Annotated in this window: 24 protein-coding genes; 1 reads left to right on the top strand and 23 read right to left on the bottom strand. The window is 29.5% G+C overall.

Annotated features, from left to right (window positions below):
* Positions 1-16: 16 nt before the first annotated feature.
* The 20 genes from F7018_RS14885 to F7018_RS14980 form a co-directional block, all read right to left on the bottom strand.
* Entirely contained in the window at positions 17-496 is a 480-nt protein-coding gene (locus tag F7018_RS14885) for a hypothetical protein (protein WP_150900888.1), read from the bottom strand.
* A gap of 452 nt (positions 497-948) precedes the next feature.
* Positions 949-1,314 carry a hypothetical protein gene (locus F7018_RS14890; RefSeq protein ID WP_150900889.1) on the bottom strand — a complete coding sequence of 122 codons (366 nt, stop codon included), beginning with the start codon at positions 1,312-1,314 and terminating at the stop codon, positions 949-951.
* Positions 1,315-1,355: 41 nt separating this feature from the next.
* Positions 1,356-1,925 carry a hypothetical protein gene (locus F7018_RS14895; RefSeq protein WP_150900890.1) on the bottom strand — a complete coding sequence of 190 codons (570 nt, stop codon included), beginning with the start codon at positions 1,923-1,925 and terminating at the stop codon, positions 1,356-1,358.
* Between the two features lie 257 nt (positions 1,926-2,182).
* Positions 2,183-2,608: a hypothetical protein gene (locus F7018_RS14900; RefSeq protein WP_150900891.1), complete on the bottom strand. Its 426-nt coding sequence runs from the start codon at positions 2,606-2,608 to the stop codon at positions 2,183-2,185.
* A gap of 180 nt (positions 2,609-2,788) precedes the next feature.
* A complete protein-coding gene (locus tag F7018_RS14905) occupies positions 2,789-3,760 on the bottom strand; it encodes a hypothetical protein (RefSeq protein ID WP_150900892.1) in 972 nt (323 codons plus the stop codon).
* Between the two features lie 103 nt (positions 3,761-3,863).
* Complete coding sequence (locus F7018_RS14910) at positions 3,864-4,631, bottom strand: hypothetical protein (protein ID WP_150900893.1); 768 nt, start codon at positions 4,629-4,631, stop codon at positions 3,864-3,866.
* A 20-nt stretch (positions 4,632-4,651) separates the two neighbouring features.
* A complete protein-coding gene (locus F7018_RS14915) occupies positions 4,652-5,203 on the bottom strand; it encodes a dihydrofolate reductase family protein (RefSeq protein WP_150900894.1) in 552 nt (183 codons plus the stop codon).
* Positions 5,204-5,268: 65 nt separating this feature from the next.
* A complete protein-coding gene (locus tag F7018_RS14920; protein ID WP_150900895.1) occupies positions 5,269-6,024 on the bottom strand; it encodes a helix-turn-helix domain-containing protein in 756 nt (251 codons plus the stop codon).
* A 31-nt stretch (positions 6,025-6,055) separates the two neighbouring features.
* Positions 6,056-6,661: a MarR family winged helix-turn-helix transcriptional regulator gene (locus tag F7018_RS14925; RefSeq protein ID WP_150900896.1), complete on the bottom strand. Its 606-nt coding sequence runs from the start codon at positions 6,659-6,661 to the stop codon at positions 6,056-6,058.
* Between the two features lie 54 nt (positions 6,662-6,715).
* A complete protein-coding gene (locus tag F7018_RS14930; RefSeq protein WP_317132395.1) occupies positions 6,716-6,982 on the bottom strand; it encodes a DUF2024 family protein in 267 nt (88 codons plus the stop codon).
* A 1-nt stretch (position 6,983) separates the two neighbouring features.
* A complete protein-coding gene (locus F7018_RS14935) occupies positions 6,984-7,706 on the bottom strand; it encodes a hypothetical protein (protein WP_150900898.1) in 723 nt (240 codons plus the stop codon).
* A gap of 65 nt (positions 7,707-7,771) precedes the next feature.
* A complete protein-coding gene (locus F7018_RS14940) occupies positions 7,772-8,005 on the bottom strand; it encodes a thioredoxin family protein (protein WP_150900899.1) in 234 nt (77 codons plus the stop codon).
* 305 nt (positions 8,006-8,310) lie between these two features.
* A complete protein-coding gene (locus F7018_RS14945; RefSeq protein ID WP_150900900.1) occupies positions 8,311-9,894 on the bottom strand; it encodes a phytoene desaturase family protein in 1,584 nt (527 codons plus the stop codon).
* 119 nt (positions 9,895-10,013) lie between these two features.
* Positions 10,014-10,406, bottom strand: coding sequence for a DUF4345 domain-containing protein (locus tag F7018_RS14950; RefSeq protein ID WP_150900901.1), 393 nt, complete (start codon positions 10,404-10,406; stop codon positions 10,014-10,016).
* Between the two features lie 10 nt (positions 10,407-10,416).
* Complete coding sequence (locus F7018_RS14955) at positions 10,417-11,349, bottom strand: alpha/beta hydrolase family protein (RefSeq protein WP_150900902.1); 933 nt, start codon at positions 11,347-11,349, stop codon at positions 10,417-10,419.
* Positions 11,350-11,403: 54 nt separating this feature from the next.
* The gene (locus F7018_RS14960; protein WP_150900903.1) at positions 11,404-11,904 is read right to left on the bottom strand and encodes a cupin domain-containing protein; all 501 of its coding nucleotides are present in this window, start codon (positions 11,902-11,904) and stop codon (positions 11,404-11,406) included.
* Positions 11,879-12,061, bottom strand: coding sequence for a hypothetical protein (locus tag F7018_RS14965; RefSeq protein ID WP_150900904.1), 183 nt, complete (start codon positions 12,059-12,061; stop codon positions 11,879-11,881). The genes F7018_RS14960 and F7018_RS14965 overlap by 26 nt, the downstream gene beginning before the upstream one ends.
* A complete protein-coding gene (locus tag F7018_RS14970; RefSeq protein WP_150900905.1) occupies positions 12,054-13,496 on the bottom strand; it encodes a sodium:solute symporter in 1,443 nt (480 codons plus the stop codon). The genes F7018_RS14965 and F7018_RS14970 overlap by 8 nt, the downstream gene beginning before the upstream one ends.
* 68 nt (positions 13,497-13,564) lie before the next feature.
* A complete protein-coding gene (locus F7018_RS14975) occupies positions 13,565-14,194 on the bottom strand; it encodes an NAD(P)H-dependent oxidoreductase (protein WP_150900906.1) in 630 nt (209 codons plus the stop codon).
* Between the two features lie 84 nt (positions 14,195-14,278).
* Positions 14,279-15,112: a peroxiredoxin family protein gene (locus tag F7018_RS14980; RefSeq protein WP_150900907.1), complete on the bottom strand. Its 834-nt coding sequence runs from the start codon at positions 15,110-15,112 to the stop codon at positions 14,279-14,281.
* Positions 15,113-15,149: 37 nt separating this feature from the next.
* On the opposite strand from F7018_RS14980, the gene F7018_RS14985 reads away from it, so the two are divergent.
* The gene (locus F7018_RS14985) at positions 15,150-16,427 is read left to right on the top strand and encodes a DUF2851 family protein (protein ID WP_150900908.1); all 1,278 of its coding nucleotides are present in this window, start codon (positions 15,150-15,152) and stop codon (positions 16,425-16,427) included.
* On the opposite strand, the gene F7018_RS14990 is transcribed toward F7018_RS14985, so the two are convergent.
* From F7018_RS14990 to F7018_RS15000, 3 genes are read right to left on the bottom strand one after another with little or no spacing between them, the layout of a single operon-like run.
* Complete coding sequence (locus F7018_RS14990) at positions 16,424-17,473, bottom strand: CaiB/BaiF CoA transferase family protein (RefSeq protein ID WP_150900909.1); 1,050 nt, start codon at positions 17,471-17,473, stop codon at positions 16,424-16,426. The two genes, F7018_RS14985 and F7018_RS14990, sit on opposite strands and share 4 nt — an antisense overlap.
* 6 nt (positions 17,474-17,479) lie before the next feature.
* Positions 17,480-17,905 (bottom strand): acyl-CoA thioesterase, encoded by a 426-nt coding sequence (locus tag F7018_RS14995; RefSeq protein WP_150900910.1) that lies wholly within the window; start codon positions 17,903-17,905, stop codon positions 17,480-17,482.
* A gap of 22 nt (positions 17,906-17,927) precedes the next feature.
* Complete coding sequence (locus tag F7018_RS15000; protein ID WP_150900911.1) at positions 17,928-19,130, bottom strand: acyl-CoA dehydrogenase family protein; 1,203 nt, start codon at positions 19,128-19,130, stop codon at positions 17,928-17,930.
* Between the last annotated feature and the right edge of the window lie 8 nt (positions 19,131-19,138).

Genomic DNA, 19,138 nt, shown 5'->3' on the forward strand with positions numbered 1-19,138 from the left:
CTTAATGTATATACTTTTATATTGCTTCATATTTGTTTCCAACAAACTTTAATTTCTTAACACATTCATTCAAACAATCAGCAAATTGTGTTTTCCATATTGTTAATTCGGTAAAACTACCATCCTTTTTAACAATTCTATAACTACCTATTCGAAAATACATCTTAAATCGAAATAACTTAATTTTAATTTTTGATTTACTTTCAATTATTTCCTCTCCATTGATAAATTCCATATAATCAAATCTATCAATATCTTTTCCTAATATTTTAGTAAGTATGTTTTTATTGATAAAATAAATGTACTTGGTTGTTATAAGAATTTTCCTTGATCTATTTAGTTTGATTGAAAGAACTTCTAATTCATTATCATCTAATATTATATTTTCTTTAAAATGATGATTAGGATTGTCAAAAAAAGTGATTCCTCTTTCTTTACGATAGTACTCTAGCTTTTTTAAAATTTGCTTTTTGATATTTTCCTTTCTCTTTTTCAATGTTCTTTGGAGTTTAACTAGTATACTTTTAAAATAGTAAAGTTGTTAAAAAAGGGAGCATTAGTGTTGACAAGGTGAAGATTAAATCTCCAATATGTAAACCTCTGTAAGCAGCTTCGGCTGAATATGTTTCCATGTAACTTACCATTAGTGGTTCACTTTTAAATATTTTTAAAAATAATTGACGGAAAACCCAATAATAAATCATGAAAAGTAGAGGAAAAAAAGTCCACTAGGCAGCATTTCCATTTGCCATTTGTAATGATTCCCTATCAATATTTAAATAACCAAATAAAGCTATCAAAATCGTTAGGAACAAAAGACTAAAATATATTTTCGGTTTTTTAAGAATCTTGTACGATAACCACAATATCAATTGTCCAATTGCCCCAGGTAATATGTAAGTTAGTTGATTATCTATCATAAACTTCATTGAAGGCTTAAACTATTGTTTACCAAATTTCAATAACTTCTGTAAACTCAGAGTCGCCTGTAACACTAATTTTTAAAGCAGAAGGGATAAAGCTTTTTCCTTTATATTCTGGATTAGCTGAGTAACTTAATTCTTTTCCTTCAATTAACAAATCTTCAATCATTTGATCGAATCGCATTTTTAAAACACTAACAAATTCAGGAACATAAAGAGTGTTAATATTACTGTCTTCACCTCCAAATTCTACAGGTATTAGATGAATTTTAGTTAATTCTCCTTTTTTAAATAAGTTGAAAGCCTTATCGTTGCTATCTATATCATTAAAATCAGGTCCATTGCTGCTTTTAGATTCTGCGCTTTTTTTCTTTTTAAACCATTTAAACATTTTCAATTTGTTTTATATTATTAAAGTTTGATTAACAAGTTTTATTCATCACAATGTAAATAACTTTTTAGAGCTAGCTTCCATGATTCGTCGCTTTTAAAATTCTCAGTTAACCCGTTGCCATCTTTTTTTATAAATGCTTGAATCCCATGTTGAATCATATATTTTGGATGATATTTGGGAGCTCCAACTTTTCGAATCTCTTGACAAACTTGATTCAGTTCTTCAGAGCCTTTTTTAAGTACTTTTTTAAGACTTGCAATTACATTGTTCTTTTCATCTTCATTCACATTTAAGAGAACTTTTTGTTGAAGAACCAATAATGCTTGATGAGCACTCTTGTCTTTTACTCGATATGAGTCGTATTTTCCATATACACCAGCTATTGCAAAAAGTTTTGCTGCCTTATCAAATTCTTTCTTCTTAATACACTTTTCCATTCCGTTAAGTATATCGGCAGGATTGTGCTTATTGGTAATTTCAGATATTTCCACACAATCACAAGGATTTGGTGACTCTAAGCTTCCTTTTGCTTGTATTGATACGGTTTTTTGAGCTTGGATATTATTAATTACTAAGGCTATAATAATTATTGATAGGATTCTTTTCATACTATTTTCAATTTTTGAGTCCAATGTACTTATTCTATTTTAGTTCTAAAAACAATTTTGCTTCTAATAGAAATAAAATTTCCATTAGAAGCAAAAATTTATTTTCACTAGAGTGAAACTCTTACTTTACTTATAGTGAAATAATAAATAGTAAAAAACATCTTTTAATTACTGAGAGTCTTTGTTGTTTTTTAAGAATTTGTCAAAAGCAACTTTACTTTCTCCTAAAAATATTAGTGCCATTAGATTTTTGTTTTTTATTCTTTTTCATAATGAAGAAGTCCTAAATCAATTAAATTATTAATGAAATCTTTTGATTTTGTATCAATTGTATTACTGATAATACTTGAAGAAACACAGTAAATAAAAGGGCCTGGTCTATTACTCCAACCTTTTTGAAAAGGTCTCGGTTCATAATTGGCAATCCAAGAAGTTATAAATATATACCCTTCTTCTAATCCTATGTTTAAATCTACGCAAGGATAAATTCTATCTTCTGAAAGATATACAAGTCTTGCTATTTCATTTATTATATTTTTACGACCTATTACTGTTTCACAATCATCTCTTAACCATTTGAATTTAAAGTTGTTTGGCAAGGGTCTGTTAGCATAAATTTCGGCAAATTGCTTTACCTCATTTAAAGTATGATCAATGAACTCTATGAATTCTTGTTTTTTCATTTTCTTTTTCAGAGCTTATTTAATCGAATAAAGAATTATTAATTCAATTATTCAAAACTTTTTATAAATATATATTATCTATAAACAATTTTGCTTCTAATGGAAATAAAACTTTCACTGGAGTCAAAATTATATTTTACTTATAGTGAAAATAATAAATAGTAAAAAAACATCTTTTAATTACTGAGAGTCTTTGTTGTTTTTTAAGAATTTGTCAAAAGCAACTTTACTTTCTCCAGTTAAATACTTTTCGGCTAATAGAACAATAGCATCTGGTCCTTTGTTTACCCATTTTATAAGGTTTTTATCATTTCCTTTAGCTTCTGCTGCTAACCATACTGCTACTGGTAATGCTCCCCATTTTCTTTTCATTGGTCCTCTCGATAGGTTTGCATGTATCTCGTTTTGTTCTTCTTCTGTAAGATTGGGTTGACCTAATACTTTTATAATTTTTTCTGCAAATATTGGATATAAGTTATCAAATGTCTTCTTAGAGGTTGCTGATAATGAATCTCCTTTTGGAAACCATTTACTAGACATTGAACGATACATACCAAAGCCTTCTAAGGTACATTCCCATAATATTTGATCTTTAAATGTATTAATACTTAGATTGTTTTTAGTAGCCCATTCTTTGTGTAATAAATGTGTAAACTCATGGGCAAATATTCGGTCAATTCTATTGTCATTTATAGGTTTTTTCGCCGATCCATATTCTCTTTGTAAAGTGTTTACATCAAGACAAATGGTTTTTACATTAGGGGTAAAGGCATCATCTCCTCCTTGATATCCTAAAAGAACTGTAACTGTATCGTTCAATTTGATATTCTCAAAAGGTACTTTTATGGAGTCTCTAATTGCATTCCATTTATTGGCTTTAGATTCGATTAAAGTTATCCAATCTTGTTCTTCATTAGTAAGCTCTTTTTCTACTTTCGAAAGTGAATCGAGTACTTTGCTACTCTTTCTATTACGTAATGCCTCTTTCCATTCTTTAGATATTTTATTACCCGTAATTCCTAGTTTTATTTGAACAGTTCTGGAATCTGTAGTTTCTTCTTTTACAGCGTTTTTTTCTTTTTTTGGAGTTGAGTTACAACTCATCAATACAATAGTACTAAGCGTAAATAGGGAGATGCTTAAGTTTTTCATTGGGGATAATTTTTAGTGTTTAGTAAGCTGTAAAATACACCGAATTAATTACCAAGAAACTTAACAAAACTTTAAAGTATTCTTAAAATTTAGAAGAAACCTGCTATTCTATTTTTTTAAATCTAGATTTATTATTTCCAACCTCAATAAGCTTGTTTTTTTTATTATTAAATTTAAAAAGCATCGTTTTTTTGTTTTCAAGGTTAATAAATAATGTATCATCTATATTTTTCCATAAACCTTTTATATAAGAATTACTTTCTTTTTCTTTATTTGACCAAAATATAAGCTCCCTATCTTTTGTTATAAAGAGTTTAATGTTTTTATTTTTTTTAATACCACGATATTCTCCAATAAAAAATTTAGTGTCTCCATCTGGTGGCTGAACCTTCATTAAAGAATACATTTTTGTATTAAATGTTTTTAGTAGATATTCATCTAAATAAGCATCTGTACAAGTATGTAAAAGCTTTATATTGATAATGTTTTGTCTGTTTAGATAAATATTTTCAATTAAAGTGGGGTCACTGAACAATCCATTAATTTGGCTTAGTAATATTTTTCTATTGTCTAAAAATAAAGCTGTTGCTAGATCTTCAATTCTAGTTTTTAACCATTTTTTTTCGTTTTCTGAAAAAGTTTCTCTATCATAACTCAAAAACCTTAAACCATTAATTGATTGAAATTGATCCTTTTCTAGGTCATTGTTGTCAAGCTTATAAGAAGAAGTATTTTTTAGATATTTTGGAGTGTGATTAACCAATGTATCTCGTAGTTTTTTTAAATCATCAATTATTGCACCAGTATTTTGTGAGAATATAGAGTTGCTTAAACATAATAATATAATAGTGAGATTAATTTTCTTTTTCAATTTTAAAGTCATATTTTATATTAATTTCTAATCTGCTTTTTTCTAATAAATGTGCTTTGTAGAACTTTGTTTGAAAAAACTTTTGTCTCTGTACATTCAAAATCTAACATTTTAGAAAGTTCGCCAAATAAAGAAAATCCACCACCTAACAACTTAGGAATCGTAGTAATAATCATAGTATGAATTAAATCTTCTTTTAAAAAACTTTGTATTGTTTTACCACCGTCAATATACAAGTTATAATGTCCGTTTGTATGAATTTGAGCGAGTATTTCAGTTAATGTTCCCTTAACTAAAAATACCTTGTCTTTTAAATCTTCTGGAACTTCTTTTAGGGTATTGCTTAATACATATACAGGTTTAGTATAAGGCCAATCGATATCAAAACCACAAACTGTTTCAAAGGTTGTTCTTCCCATAACTAAGGCATCTATTTGCGAAGTAAAATTTGCATAGCCCATATCTGAATTATCTGGATTTGGTATTGAGTGTAACCAATCGATTCCACCATTTTTATCTGCTATATATCCGTCTAAACTTGTTGCTATAAATACCTGATTGCTTGTTTTCATATTAGAAAGTTTTATTATTTGACTGCAAAACTAGTTGATAGCTGTTGCAAAAAATTGTACAGAATTTACCCTTGAATTGTATTTGTAAATTCCTTTGGTGTGCTTCCATAAAACTTTTTAAAGAGTTTTATAAAATGCGATTGATCGTAAAAACCAGCTGCTAAAGCAATTTCTGTTAGTTTTTCTGAAGTTCTGTTTTTTAGTAAGTGAATGGCAATATTTACTTTTTTTAATTTTATATATTCACTTGGAGTCAGTAAATAATGTTTTTTAAATTTTTGAATGAAGCTTTTTTGTGAAAGAGGGATTGAATGATTGAAGTTTTTCAGAGTTCCTTTTTCCAGTATTTCTGAAGAAAGATATTCTTCAAACTTTAGTAAGTTAGTATCTAGTTGCGATAGCTCAAATAGTTTTAATAAATAGTTTTCTGCTAATTCAAAATTAGGCGTTTCTGTATTAAAAACATGTTCATACAATATTTCTGAAATCGTATTCATTAAAGAGCTATCGAATTTACGAAGGAGCATTCCATAACAAAATGGTTTTAGGAGTAGTCCAACCGAACCATAGGTTCCCGATACTGTTGTTTGAAAAGGTGTTGTTTTTAATCCAGAAATAATTTGATGATGTCCTTTGTTTGATATAGTCTCGGTATTCTGACCTTCTACTTTAAACGTATCTCCATAATTAAAAATGAGTTCGGTAAACATGGGTGCATGGTGACTAGACTTTAGGTTTAAATTAGAAGCTTTTCCTATCCATATCATATCCACAAAATAATTCAATGGTGCATTTGGGCGATATGTTTTTTCTAGAATCAATGCTGTATTTTATGTTGTATTATGAATAAAGCTAAACTTTCTCTTCAAATTCAGGACAATCCAATCGGATTTCTGATTTTAATAATTTCTTTTTTAGTAAGTTACAATAATGCGAATCTTGTTTTTTCTCATAGAATTTGCAACCATAACAAGTTCGTTGTACACTTAGAATCCCATTTTTATTTAACTTATATATCAGTGTACTTAAAGTATCAAATAAGCTTTCCTGTTCTTCTGGATTAAAAAGATTTATTTGTTGTTGTAAGGGATTTGAAAAATCGTGCACTTGTTGTACTATTTCCTTTCCTTTATCTGATAGCATAATAGCATAGCTTCTACTATCAGCAGAAGAATAATCTTTAATAATCATTCCTTTTTTGTCTAAGACTCTTATGGCATCGCTAATGGTTGGTTTTGTTACATTAAACTCTTTAGCTAAATGACTTACATTACACAAGTGTTGTTTGTGAAACGTAATAAAAATAAGTATCTGAATTTGAATAGGACTTAACCCAACCAACTTGGCTTTTTCCCACAATAAGATTTTAAATACTTCAGAAACTCGTTCTAAACCTGCAACGATTTTACTTGAAATATTATTTTCTTGCTCTTCTGGATTGAAATTACTGTTATTCATTGAAATAGCCTGCCGAAGTTTGTTCGACAGGCAAAGTTAGTAATCCTAATTAAATTAATTACAATTTTCCATTTCTATAATTGTATAGTTGTCTTTTTCTATTGCAACAATCATTGCTTCTGTGGCTCGTTCAATATGACAAAGACGACATTCGTTTGTAGTTAATTGATCCGTTTTAAAAGGTTTTGTTTTTAAATACTCCATACCATAATTAAATATGGTTTGTTCTTCGGTTATATAATCTGGTACTAGAATGTCAAAATGCATTGTTTTACCATCTTCTCTTTGTACATAGGTGTCCCAAACTGCTACTTTCATCATTTTACTTTTTAACTTTATAGGGAAGAGATAAATTACCACTAGCTACACTAAAAACTTCATAAACTCCTAACATAGGTAAGTTTTTATTACTTGTATTTACTTTCATAAAAGCAGTTACGCCATCGTAATTGAAATCTGTTTGATGGTTCATACGGTAATTTGGAACTACTACTTTTATAGTATTACCTTTTGTGGTAACTGGATAACCTGGAGAATCCATATACATAGGCATTTCAGGATTTGTTGGTGGTAAAACCACTGTTTTATCTGCTTTTTTAAATTGTTTAACCGATAAGCCTCCCGCAACTCTTTTGTCTTCGTGTAAGATTACCCAATGAGGATGCCAGATAACACCATCGTTATTATAAATTTGATCGTTGTTTTCATCCCAAAGAGGTGTATCATCAAAATCGGGATGTGAAGTTAAAGCTAATGCTACTATTCCATCTGTTTGATTGAAACCTACATCTGTTGGTTTTAAACTTGTAGGGAATACATAACCTAGCACTGGAGCACCGTCGAGCTGACCATTTTTGATAGGAACTGTTTTACCTGCGGTTCCATTTACACTTATCTCCCAAACCGTAACTCCTAAGTCGGAATGCTGTGTTACATTGACCTTCTTAATTGCAAAATCGTTGTTGTTGTAATTACTCTTTTGAGCATAGGAAATGCTGGTGCTTAAAAACAGTATTGCTGTTAGTATTGATAGTATTGTTTTCATATGATTTGTTTTAATAGTTAGGATTCTAGATAAATTAGGAATCCTAACTATATGATTTAAAAAAATTAGCCTTTTACATCTGCCATGGAAGCTCCAAAGTTAATATGTAAAGTATTTCCTGTTGGTGTTACTAATGCTGGTACCGATTTAACTCCTGCTTTTTCAGCTTCGGGAATTCTACTTCGGTCTTCACCAATATTAACTATTTCTACATTTTGCTCTCCAACTAGATTAATAATGTCGTGCTCTGCACTGATGCATACTGGACATCCTGCGTGATAAAAAATTGATTTACTCATACTGTTCTATTTTTTTATGTTTAATTGTTTTACAAATATAGTAAGGAATCCTAACTTTGTAGAGTGCTTCTTTATTTTATTTAATTATACATTTATAAGATTTAGTTATTTAGAGCTTTTAAAGCCTTAAAATCAATGTTTTATTTGAGATTGAATAGAAAATAGGTAGAAGAATATATAAAAGCTTTATTTTTTATAGTAATTTATTTTAGAATAAAATGTGAAAGAATGGAAGAGGTCAAAAAAGAGTAAGCACGTTTGTTTATTGTATACAAACGCGCTTGCTTTATTGTTTAAATAAGATGTTATAGTACTTTTTTTAAGAGATTTTTTCCAGTTACAGCTGTGGCTGATAATACTCCAGAAAATAAGGCTCCTCCTATACCAGCGGTAACAATATCTTGTCCAGTTAAATAGAAGTTTTTAATAGGTGTTTTTGGTTTTAAAAAAGGTTGTCTAAAACGAGAAGGGCTGTGGTCTAATCCGTAAATTTCACCTTTTTGATAGTTGACAAAATGCTCAGTTGTAAGCGGACTAGATAATTCATAATGTTTTATTTTTCCTTCTATTTGTGGTAGTTGTTTATACAATTCCTTTAAAAGACGTTGAGCTATTTGTTCTTTAATTTCTTCGTAATCGTCACCTCTTTTTTTCCATGAGGTTTCTTTCCATTTTTCAAACATTTCATAAGGAACAAGGGTAATAATATCAATAGCACTTTTACCAGGATATCTATTTTTCCAATCTGGGTCTTTAGCAGCAGGGAAAGACATATACACCACAGGAAATGGTTTTGATAAATCTTCTAAGTAATTATGTACACAAGTATCGTGATCTTCTTTAGCTGGATATACCCAATAATTTGTTTTTGGTATTTGAAGTTCTTCAGGAGTACCTTCTAGTCCTATATATAAACTTACATGCGCTACGGATGGATTAACTGTTTGTAAATGTTTTTTTAATTGATATTTTTTAACAATACTAGTAGGTAATAGTTTATTGTAAGTAGTGATGAGTCCGGCATTACTAATAATATTTTTGGCTAAAATTTGTTTGCCATCTTTCATTTGTACACCTATAGCTTTGCCTTTATTTATAAGAACTTCATCTACTTCAGCACTTACTAATATAGTTCCACCTCCAGCTTCAATAACAGGATCTATTGTTTTTACAATTTGTGAGGAACCTCCAATAGGATAACTTCCTCCATCAAAATAATGACGTGCTACGGATGCATGCATAGAAAAACTACTTTGTTTAGGAGGTAATCCATAATCGCCATATTGTCCTGTTAGCACTTTTATTAGTTCTTCATTATCGGTTATTTCTCGAAGAACTTCATAGGTGGTCTTGTCAGAATACTTATAAAATGGTTTTCTCAAGAAGCCACCTGCTATTGCATTGGGTATTGTAGAAAGTGTTTTACTTATATAATAGTTTTTACTTGCTTTTACTGCTTCAAAAACAGTATCAACATATTTATTAATTGCTTGCTCTTCCTCTGGGAAATAAGCAATCATTTGTTTTTTAAAGTTCTTTACACCTTTTACAAAATCATATTGTTTATTACCAATAATAATTTTATCATAAACATCTCCCATGTCTTCCCATTTTAGGTCGCCATTACTTACATAGTCGAATAGTTTTTTTAAAATGCTTTTGTCTCGTTGTACATCTCCTATATAATGTATACCTACATCCCATTCATAACCTTTTCGTTTAAAAATATGAGTAAAACCACCAGCTGTATAATGTCTTTCTAAGACTAATACTTTTTGACCTTCTTTAGCAAGAATAGCAGCAGTAGCAAGTCCACCCATTCCAGAGCCAATAATTATAGTATCGTATTTTTCTTGTAGTGTTGGTTTTTTCTTGTAGGATTGAATCATAGGGGTAGAATGGTTAAAGTTTTGTTAGTTATGGAACTAAATATACATCAATTATTCTTCCTATACCATTTCTTAGTATAATCTATAAATTTTTCTATTTATGACTTTTGTAATTTTCTTTATTTACAACTATATTTTCTAAGCTGATAAATAGAAAATAACCCAAGTAATAGCTCTGCTGTAATTCCAAAAATATAACCATTTGTAGGGATGCCATCTGCAATCATACTCAATCCTCGTCCTGTTGCTAGTGTTAACATAAATAAGATGTTTAACTCAGTAGCTCTTTTCCAATATTGGGTTTTCCAAATACCTAAAATCCATACCAATGAAATTCCAAAATATAAACACATAATAGCTTTTAACATATTTGAAAGGTCTATTGTATTAACTTGAATATCTAATTGTTGAGGTAGAATGGATGGTGAACCATAGATAATTGCAGTTGGTACAACAATACCTAATGAAATGAGAAGATGTAAGTTTTTAATAATCCAATTGTATATTTTCATAGCCTGCTTTTTAGTTCCTTAAGTATTTTTGAAACCAATCTAATACTTCTCTGTTTACCTCTTTTTTATTTTTTGTTAAGCCATGATTACCTTCTTTATATATTTTTAAGCTATATGGTATATTATATTTATCCAACTCTTTTGAAAGTTTAATTGGATTTGATACACTCACCCTTTTATCAGCATCACCATGTAGTATGAGGAGGGGGATATTTTTAGGAAATTTGTTTGCAAAATAGAAAGCTGACCTCTTTTTTAATTCTTCCTGTTTGTTTTCCCTATAATTAGGAATAAGTGGTGCATATACATTTGTTTCCATGTCAGCTCTATCAATAATTGTTAAATCTGTGGGAGCTCCACCTATTATTGCAGTTTTAATTTTACTAGTTTTGATTAATGACAAATAGGTCATCATACCTCCGCGACTCCAACCATACATTCCAATTCTAGTTGTGTCGGCTTTAGGGAACTCTTTAACAACTTTGAGTAAGTTGAGTACATCATTAACGTCTTTTCCTCCAAATTCATCTTTTCCTTCACTTTTTCCACTTTCTCTATAATTAGAACCAATGACAATGTAGCCGTTATTTGTTATTTTAGAGAACATAGGAGGGAAGAAAAGTTTATGTTTTTCTTTGGTTAATGATAAAGCGCCAAAATCCCTATTTCCTCCTCTGTTAAATATAATTACTGGATATTTTCCTTCTTTTTTGGGAAATGTTGCAAAGGATTGAATTTTTAAGCTATCACTTAGGTAAGTAATTTCATATAATTTTACATTTTGTAAAAATTTAAATTGAGCTTTGAATTGTGTTTGTTCGGCATCTTGAAATAAACCCTTATAGTTTTTCCAATCAATTTTTTCTTTTTTTACAATTATTGATTCTTGTGAGCTACATGAAATACTAACTATAATTAGTAAATGTAGGATAAACTTTTTCATTTTATAGCAATTTTTTAATGATGATTAAGTTGGCCTAATTAAAATAGTTTTGTTTTAATGATGAGTAAGCTTTGTAATTATTGCTTCATGTTGAGGGAATAATTGTATTAATTCTTCTCTTTTAGGTAAAACAAAATCGTTAAAATCAAAACCAGGGGCCACTGTACAACCTGTAAATGCGTAAGAATTTTCTTTAATAACTTCAGCAGCAAACCAATAGGTTGCTGGTACAACAAACTGTGGTTGTTCGTTATTTTCTAAATCGTTTCCTATCAATACAAAAGAATAATCTCCTTTAGGAGAAATCATATGAAGTTTTAAGGTAGTGCCTTTGTAAAAGTGCCAAATTTCATCCTGATTTATTTTATGAAAAGCAGAGAATTTATCAGAAGTTAATAAGAAATAAATAGAAGTACTGTAATTTCTATCTCCAACAAAATCTGAACTCAAATTTTCATTTTTAATAATTCCGTTACTTCTATAAGTTTCTTTAAAGTAACCGCCTTCTGGATGTTCTGTTAAATTGAATTTATGTATTATCTGTAGTGCTGTCATTTTTTTTCTGTTCGTTTATCTTTTTAATCAATGCTTTTAAACGTTCCTTATTACGTTGCTTTTCAAGTTTCACCTTGTTTTCTTTCTGTTTCATTAAGCGTGTATGTTTCGCTTTATTAACAGTGTTTTTTGCTTTTCCTTTCCCTTTTTTAGGCATTACGAGTTTGTTTAATAGCTAATAAACCTAAGAAAGTTATTAGTCCGTTTAAGATTAAAACAAAGAAACCAAAATCAAAATTTAATTCTGATTTACTATAGATACTTATTAGATAAGTAAGTACAGGAGAAAGTAAACAGATATAGGGAACTAATTTGTCTTTTACATTTAGTTTGGTAAATAAACCAAAAGCATAAAGCCCTAATAATGGACCATAAGTATATCCTGCAAATTGAAATATTTTAGCAATTACACTAGCATCAGCAATAAAATATTTAAAAACTAAAATGGTTGCGATTAAAATGAATGAGAATAATACGTGTATTTTTTTACGTATTTTTTCTTTTTCTTGTCCGTCTTCTTTTTTATCAATTTCTAAAATATCAATACTAAAAGAAGTAGTTAATGAGGTTAAGGCGCTGTCGGCACTTGAGTAAGCTGCTGCTATTAATCCTAATAAGAAAAATAGGGAAGTAGCTATACCTAATTCACCGCTCATAGCTATACTTGGGAATAAATTATCTTTATGAGCATCAATACCATTTGAAGTAGCATAGTCGGTTAATAAAACTCCTAGAGCTAAAAAGAAGAAGTTAACGATAACCAATACTATGGTAAACCAAAACATATTTTTTTGTGCATCTTTTAAGTTACGACAGGTTAAGTTCTTTTGCATCATGTCTTGGTCTAATCCAGTCATAACAATAGCTATAAAAGCACCAGAAAAGAATCGATTCCAAAAATAGTTCCCTGCTTTTGGATCGTCAAAAAAGAACATTTTTGATAGTTTATTTTCTGAAATATAAGAGAATAAACTTTCTATTTGCATTGCATCTTTAATCATTACAATACAAACACCTACGGCAATTAGCATGAATAAAGTTTGTAGTGTGTCTGTCCAAACAATGGTTTTGATTCCTCCTTTAAACGTATATAACCAAATTAATAAAATAGTAATAGTTACAGTTACCCAAAATGGTATTCCGTAAGCATCGAATAAAATTAATTGTAATACATTGGCTACTAAAAATAAACGAAAAGCGGCTCCAACTGTTCTTGATAATAAAAAGAATGAAGCTCCTGTTTTGTATGAATACCTACCAAAACGATCTTCCAAATAAGTATAAATAGAAGTTAGATTTAGTTTGTAGTAGAGTGGAAGTAATACCAGCCCAATAACGGCATATCCTAATACGTAGCCAATCACCATTTGCATATAACTCATTTGTTGTCCTTCTACCCAACCAGGAACGGAGATAAATGTAACTCCTGAGAGTGATGCTCCAATCATACCAAAGGCTACTAAATACCATGGAGAAGAGTTATCTGCTTTGAAAAATGTATTGTTATTTGCCGACTTTCCTGTGATGTATGAGATAAGAATTAATACACCAAAATAGGCTAAAATAAGGAGTAATATATGTAGTGGTTGCATACCGTTAAATTATGAATTACGAATGTACTAAATTTATCATTCGCAATTCATAACTTAAACTATATAGATTATAGTTCTATAACAACTTCTGCTGTTTTTCTACGAACTTTTTTCAGATCTTTCATATAATCATCTTCAGCTCTAAACCCAACTGGTAATACTAAAACCGATGTTAAGTTGTGTTTGTCTAAACCTAAGATTTCATCATACTTCTCTGGAATAAAACCTTCCATTGGACAAGAATCTATTTGCTCATTTGCTGCTACAGTCATTAAATTTCCTAAAGCTATATAAGCTTGATTTTTATTCCAACTTCTTAATTCTTCTGAAGTTTTATTTGCTATTGAAGAACTAAGCATTTCCTTAAATGGATTTAAAATTTCATCAGGTGTATTTCTTACTTCTTTTACCAAAGTAAAATAACTTTCAACATCTTTCACTGTATATTCTTTAGGGATGCATAAAACCAATACATGTGATGCTTGTGCAACCTGACCTTGATTCCATGAGTGTTCTACTAATTGTTGTTGAAGTTCTTTATTTTGAATTACGACCATTTTAATTGGTTGTAATCCATATGAAGTAGCTGTTAAATTAAAAGCTTCTTTTAAGGTGTTTATTTGGGTTTCTGTAAGTGATTTATTTTCGTCAAATTTTTTAACAGCATAACGCCATTCTAAACTTTCTATACTATTCATTTTTTCGAATTTATTTGAGTCACAAAATTACAATTGCTATTAAGAAAAATAATGATTTGTTTATTACAATAATTGATAGTCCAATCAATTTAATCTTTTATAACGATCTATAATTTTAATAAAAGTCTCTGGTTCTGGTCTTACACGATAATTATCAGTTAAGTCTGCAAAGATAATTTTATTGTCTTCATCAGTAATAATTACAGTAGGCAACACTACATCCGAGTCGTAACCAAAAACTTGAAAACCTGCTGGTAATCCATTTTCATGTAAAATGCCTAGCTGTTTAGCTACTTTATTTTTTACATCTACTAAAAACTTAAAAGGAACGCTGTGTTTTTTTGCTAAACTCTTGGTGAATTTATGAGGTTGCGAACTTACCAAAACCATAGTTGTATTTCTTTTTTCTAGTTCTTTATACTGAGCAACGACTTCTTTAATTTGTGCCATACATAATGGACACCAATTTCCTCTGTAGAATAAAAAGATTTTAAAATCACCTTTTAAATCTTTTAGCGTGATTTTTTCTGAGTTTTCGTTTTCTAATACAAAGTCAGGAAGTGTTTTACCTTCTTGCAAAATACTTGTATCTCTTGAATTAAATGAAGAATACCAAGTTAAATAAGCTAACCATCCTAAGGCCAAACCAACAGAAATAACCAATGTTTTTTGCTCAAAATTGAAAAGATTCAGAGCAAACCCAATTACAATAAATGTTGAGTAAAAACTTAAATTTTTGCTTGTTCTTGCTACTGGTTTTATAAATAACATAGCAAAGAAAATAACTACTGTAATTGAAGAAATTAGTAAGCCTATATTGCTACTATTAAAGTTTGCATTAGCGATTGTTTTTATAAAAATAATCAAAGCGAAAACTGGAAATGCGCTGATAAAAAGCGACTTAGTGAAATTTTTCATATCTTAATAGTCGTAAAAGAATTGCTAATTTACGGTTATGAAAGAGGAATTTCTACATTTTTTGTGGCAATACAAATTATTTGATATAACTAATTTGAAATCAGTTCACAATGAAAGTATTCAGATTGTTAAGTCGGGTATGCATAATAAAAACTCTGGACCAGATTTTTTAAATGCTCAGTTAAAAATAAACCATCAATTATGGATTGGTAATGTTGAAATCCATATCAATTCCTCCGATTGGTATGCGCATAAACATGAAGAAGATGAAAATTACGATGCAGTAATTTTACATATTGTTTGGAATCATGATGCTGAAGTGTTTATGAAAAATAACTTACCGCTTCCTACCTTAGAACTTAAAGAATTAGTTCATGAAAATGTGATGAAAAATTATGAACAGTTATTTTCAAAACAACTACAATGGATTTCTTGTGAAAATCAAATTGTAGATGTTGATGCATTTTTAATTAAAAATTGGTTAGAAAGATTATACTTTGAGCGATTAGAGAATAAATCAATTTTAATAAAAGAATTGTTAGCGAATTCTAAAAATGATTTTGAAGCAGTTTTGTTTCAGTTGTTAGCTAAAAACTTTGGATTAAAAGTGAATGGAGATGCCTTTTTACAATTGGCGAAATCATTTGATTTTTCGATTTTACAAAAGGTTAGGTTTAATGAATTTCAGTTATCTGCTTTGTTGTTTGGTCAAGCAGGTTTTTTTGAAGAAACTATTGAAAATGAATATTTTCTTAGTTTAAAGAATGAGTATGATTATTTAAAACATAAATATCAATTAACCCCCATTCATAATAAACAGTTTCAATTCTTTAGAATGCGTCCCAATAATTTTCCTACTATACGGATAGCACAACTGGTTGCATTATTTTATAAATATCAAAATTTATTTTCTAAGCTTTTAGAGTTAAATAGGAAAGAAGATTTTTACGATTTATTATCTGTTGAGGTTAATGCTTTTTGGCAAGCACATTATACATTTGAAACATCTTCAAAAAAGCTAACAAAAAGATTGACAAAGTCATTTATTGATTTACTTCTAATCAATACAATTATACCCTTAAAATTTGTGTATGAACAATACAAAGGGATATTGAATGAAGAAAAGATTTTAAAACTAATACAGCAGATAAAACCAGAGAAAAATTCAATAATATCTAAGTTCTCTGACTTGAAATTGATTGCTAAAAATGCATTCGAAAGTCAAGCTTTATTAGAACTTAGAAATAATTTTTGTGTAAAGAAACGTTGTATAAACTGTGTTATTGGAAATATTTTACTTAAAAAACATATTTAGTTGGTAATTAAAAAAGGGGCTTTGTATATATACATTTCATTATTATCAATCATAACTTTTTCAAAAACATCTGTATTGTTTTTAGTATGAAAATCAATTAACTCATTAATTTCTAATACCGGTGAAATACAAATATCTTCGTTTTCAAAAAAGTCTACCCATTCGTCTCTAGTTTTGCTTGAGAATAAATTTTCCAGTAATGTTTTGTCAAATACGCCAGCAATTAAATCAAACTGATTATTTGTTTTCCAAGAAGGTTCATCTATTTTATCACAGAAAGAATTCCAAAATTTAGTTTCCAAGGCTCCAAGAGCAATCCATTTTTTATCGGCACATTCATAAACATTATAGTTTACCATCATACCACTTAGAATTGGAGTCTTTTTATAAGATGCTCCTTGATATTCCATACCTTGTGCTATTGCATTTAAAGGCATCGTGGCTTTTGATAAATTTACATCTACATATTGTGCTTTTTGTTGTTTATGTTTGGCTAACAATGCCGTAGTACAAGCGGCAACTAACATATACGACCCACCAGCAATGTCTGCTACTTGATAGCCTGGTATAATTGGTTTTCCTTTTTCGTTTTTATTCAAATCTAATAAGCCAGCTTGTGCTATATAGTTTAAATCATGACCCGCTTTGTTTTTAAATTTTGAGTTTTGTCCATAACCAGTTACTGAAATATAAACAATGGTTGGATTTATTTTTTTTACCGTATCAAAATCTAAGCGAAAACCTTTCATTACTTCAGGTCTAAATTGTTCTATAAAAACATCACTTTCTTTAATTAACTCAATAATTTTCGAATAACCTTTTTCTTCTTCATAATCTATAACCAATGCTTCTTTACCATAATTTAGTGTATAAAACATCGTAGAAGTTTGCTCGATTTTTGGTTCATAATATCGAGTATAGTCCATACGTTTAGGGCTTTCAATTTTAATAACTTCAGCACCTAATTGTTTTAATATTTGTGTGCCTAATGGACCTGGTAGCAAACGCGAAAAGTCTATAATTTTTATTCCTTCTAATGGTAGCATAATGAACTATTCTTCAATTTTTTTAATTAACTCTTTTAAGGTGTTAGGCACTGGGATTTTTTGGTGATTTTTATAATCAAAAACTATGATTTCATGAGTTTGTATGGCAACCAATTTATTTTGTGTGTCACTAAAAAAATATGATTTCATTATAAACCGATCTTCTTTTATTTCTTCCGTAATAGTTCCAATCTTTATAATATCAGGATATACTACTGGTGCTATGTATTTTACAGATTGAAAACCTAAAATGGGAGCAAACTCCATTTCTTCAGGAGCAGAATTGAAAAAGTCGATACTTTTAAAATATTCAATACGAGCAGTTTCTCCCCATTTAACATAGGTTACATTGTTCACATGTCTAAAAGCATCCATATCGCCCCATTGGACTGTTATATAAGTTTGAATAGGAAAATCGTTAATAGTCATCATATTGGTTATTTTTTAGAGAAAATTATTTGTGATTTTTTTTCATAGCTTTTAACTTTTGAAATAGTTCTTTATATAATCCTCTAGCTATTAATAATTTCATAATTTCATTAGTCCCAGCATAAATTCTAGCAACTCTATTATCGGCATACATACGTGCTATCGGGTATTCCCACATATAACCATAACCTCCAAATAATTGTAAACATTCATCTACAACTTTACCATGCATATCGGTTGCTGAATATTTTGCCATTGAAGCACTTTCAGCAGATAATTTATGCTGTGCTAAATCTTCAATACATCTATCTACAAAAGCTTGGTGTAACTGTAATTCAGTAGCACATTCAGCCATTTTAAATTGAGTGTTTTGAAAACCAGCAATTGGTTGTTTAAAAGCAGTTCGAGTAGAGGTGTAAGAAAGAGTATCTTCTATAGCTCCTTGTGCTCCACCAATAGCAGAAATAGCAACAGACATACGCTCTCTAGCCAATTCAGTCATCATAATTTTAAAACCCTGTCCTTCATTTCCAAGTAAGTTTTCTTTGGGCACTTTTACATTATCGAAAAATAATTCGCAGGTATCTTGGGCTTTCATTCCTACCTTTTTAAATGGTATTCCTTTTTCAAAACCTTCCCATTTACTTTCCATAATTAATAAAGATACTCCTTCTTCAGCCGTGCCAGGATTTGTTTTTACAGCTACAACGGCCATATCACACATATATCCATTGGTAATAAAGGTTTTTTGTCCATTAACTAAATAATGGTCTCCTTTATCTACTGCAGTAGTTCTGATGGCTTGCAAGTCTGATCCACAGTTAGGTTCAGTCATACCTATAGCTGTAATGATTTTACCAGTAGCCATAATAGGTAAATACTTTTTCTTTTGTGCTTCATTTCCCCATTTTAAAATATAAGGGGCAATGATATCAGAATGTAAGGAAAAGCCAGGTCCTGAAATATTTTTTCTAGCAAATTCTTCAATCATTAATGCATTAAAAGTAAAGTCTAGTCCAGCACCTCCATATTCTTCTGGCATATCCATACACAGTAATCCTAATTCACCAGCACGTTGCCAAATTTCTCTACTTACCATGCCATCTTTTTCCCATTGTTCTATTTGAGGCTCTACTTCATTCGTTATAAAATCTTGTATCATACTACGCATCATACTATGTTCTTCTGATGCGTATATTTTTCTTTCTAATAATATGTTTTGTAACATTTGGATAC

The organism is Tenacibaculum aiptasiae (assembly GCF_008806755.1).
Classification (GTDB): domain Bacteria; phylum Bacteroidota; class Bacteroidia; order Flavobacteriales; family Flavobacteriaceae; genus Polaribacter; species Polaribacter aiptasiae.

What these genes read in the sequence shown, in the direction of transcription:
- F7018_RS14890 (WP_150900889.1), bottom strand. Translation starts at nt 1,314, where the DNA reads ATGTTTAAATGGTTTAAAAAGAAAAAAAGCGCAGAATCTAAAAGCAGC.
- F7018_RS14895 (WP_150900890.1), bottom strand. Translation starts at nt 1,925, where the DNA reads ATGAAAAGAATCCTATCAATAATTATTATAGCCTTAGTAATTAATAAT.
- F7018_RS14900 (WP_150900891.1), bottom strand. Translation starts at nt 2,608, where the DNA reads ATGAAAAAACAAGAATTCATAGAGTTCATTGATCATACTTTAAATGAG.
- F7018_RS14905 (WP_150900892.1), bottom strand. Translation starts at nt 3,760, where the DNA reads ATGAAAAACTTAAGCATCTCCCTATTTACGCTTAGTACTATTGTATTG.
- F7018_RS14915 (WP_150900894.1), bottom strand. Translation starts at nt 5,203, where the DNA reads ATGAAAACAAGCAATCAGGTATTTATAGCAACAAGTTTAGACGGATAT.
- F7018_RS14925 (WP_150900896.1), bottom strand. Translation starts at nt 6,661, where the DNA reads ATGAATAACAGTAATTTCAATCCAGAAGAGCAAGAAAATAATATTTCA.
- F7018_RS14930 (WP_317132395.1), bottom strand. Translation starts at nt 6,982, where the DNA reads ATGATGAAAGTAGCAGTTTGGGACACCTATGTACAAAGAGAAGATGGT.
- F7018_RS14935 (WP_150900898.1), bottom strand. Translation starts at nt 7,706, where the DNA reads ATGAAAACAATACTATCAATACTAACAGCAATACTGTTTTTAAGCACC.
- F7018_RS14940 (WP_150900899.1), bottom strand. Translation starts at nt 8,005, where the DNA reads ATGAGTAAATCAATTTTTTATCACGCAGGATGTCCAGTATGCATCAGT.
- F7018_RS14945 (WP_150900900.1), bottom strand. Translation starts at nt 9,894, where the DNA reads ATGATTCAATCCTACAAGAAAAAACCAACACTACAAGAAAAATACGAT.
- F7018_RS14950 (WP_150900901.1), bottom strand. Translation starts at nt 10,406, where the DNA reads ATGAAAATATACAATTGGATTATTAAAAACTTACATCTTCTCATTTCA.
- F7018_RS14955 (WP_150900902.1), bottom strand. Translation starts at nt 11,349, where the DNA reads ATGAAAAAGTTTATCCTACATTTACTAATTATAGTTAGTATTTCATGT.
- F7018_RS14960 (WP_150900903.1), bottom strand. Translation starts at nt 11,904, where the DNA reads ATGACAGCACTACAGATAATACATAAATTCAATTTAACAGAACATCCA.
- F7018_RS14965 (WP_150900904.1), bottom strand. Translation starts at nt 12,061, where the DNA reads ATGCCTAAAAAAGGGAAAGGAAAAGCAAAAAACACTGTTAATAAAGCG.
- F7018_RS14970 (WP_150900905.1), bottom strand. Translation starts at nt 13,496, where the DNA reads ATGCAACCACTACATATATTACTCCTTATTTTAGCCTATTTTGGTGTA.
- F7018_RS14975 (WP_150900906.1), bottom strand. Translation starts at nt 14,194, where the DNA reads ATGAATAGTATAGAAAGTTTAGAATGGCGTTATGCTGTTAAAAAATTT.
- F7018_RS14980 (WP_150900907.1), bottom strand. Translation starts at nt 15,112, where the DNA reads ATGAAAAATTTCACTAAGTCGCTTTTTATCAGCGCATTTCCAGTTTTC.
- F7018_RS14985 (WP_150900908.1), top strand. Translation starts at nt 15,150, where the DNA reads ATGAAAGAGGAATTTCTACATTTTTTGTGGCAATACAAATTATTTGAT.
- F7018_RS14990 (WP_150900909.1), bottom strand. Translation starts at nt 17,473, where the DNA reads ATGCTACCATTAGAAGGAATAAAAATTATAGACTTTTCGCGTTTGCTA.
- F7018_RS14995 (WP_150900910.1), bottom strand. Translation starts at nt 17,905, where the DNA reads ATGATGACTATTAACGATTTTCCTATTCAAACTTATATAACAGTCCAA.
- F7018_RS15000 (WP_150900911.1), bottom strand. Translation starts at nt 19,130, where the DNA reads ATGTTACAAAACATATTATTAGAAAGAAAAATATACGCATCAGAAGAA.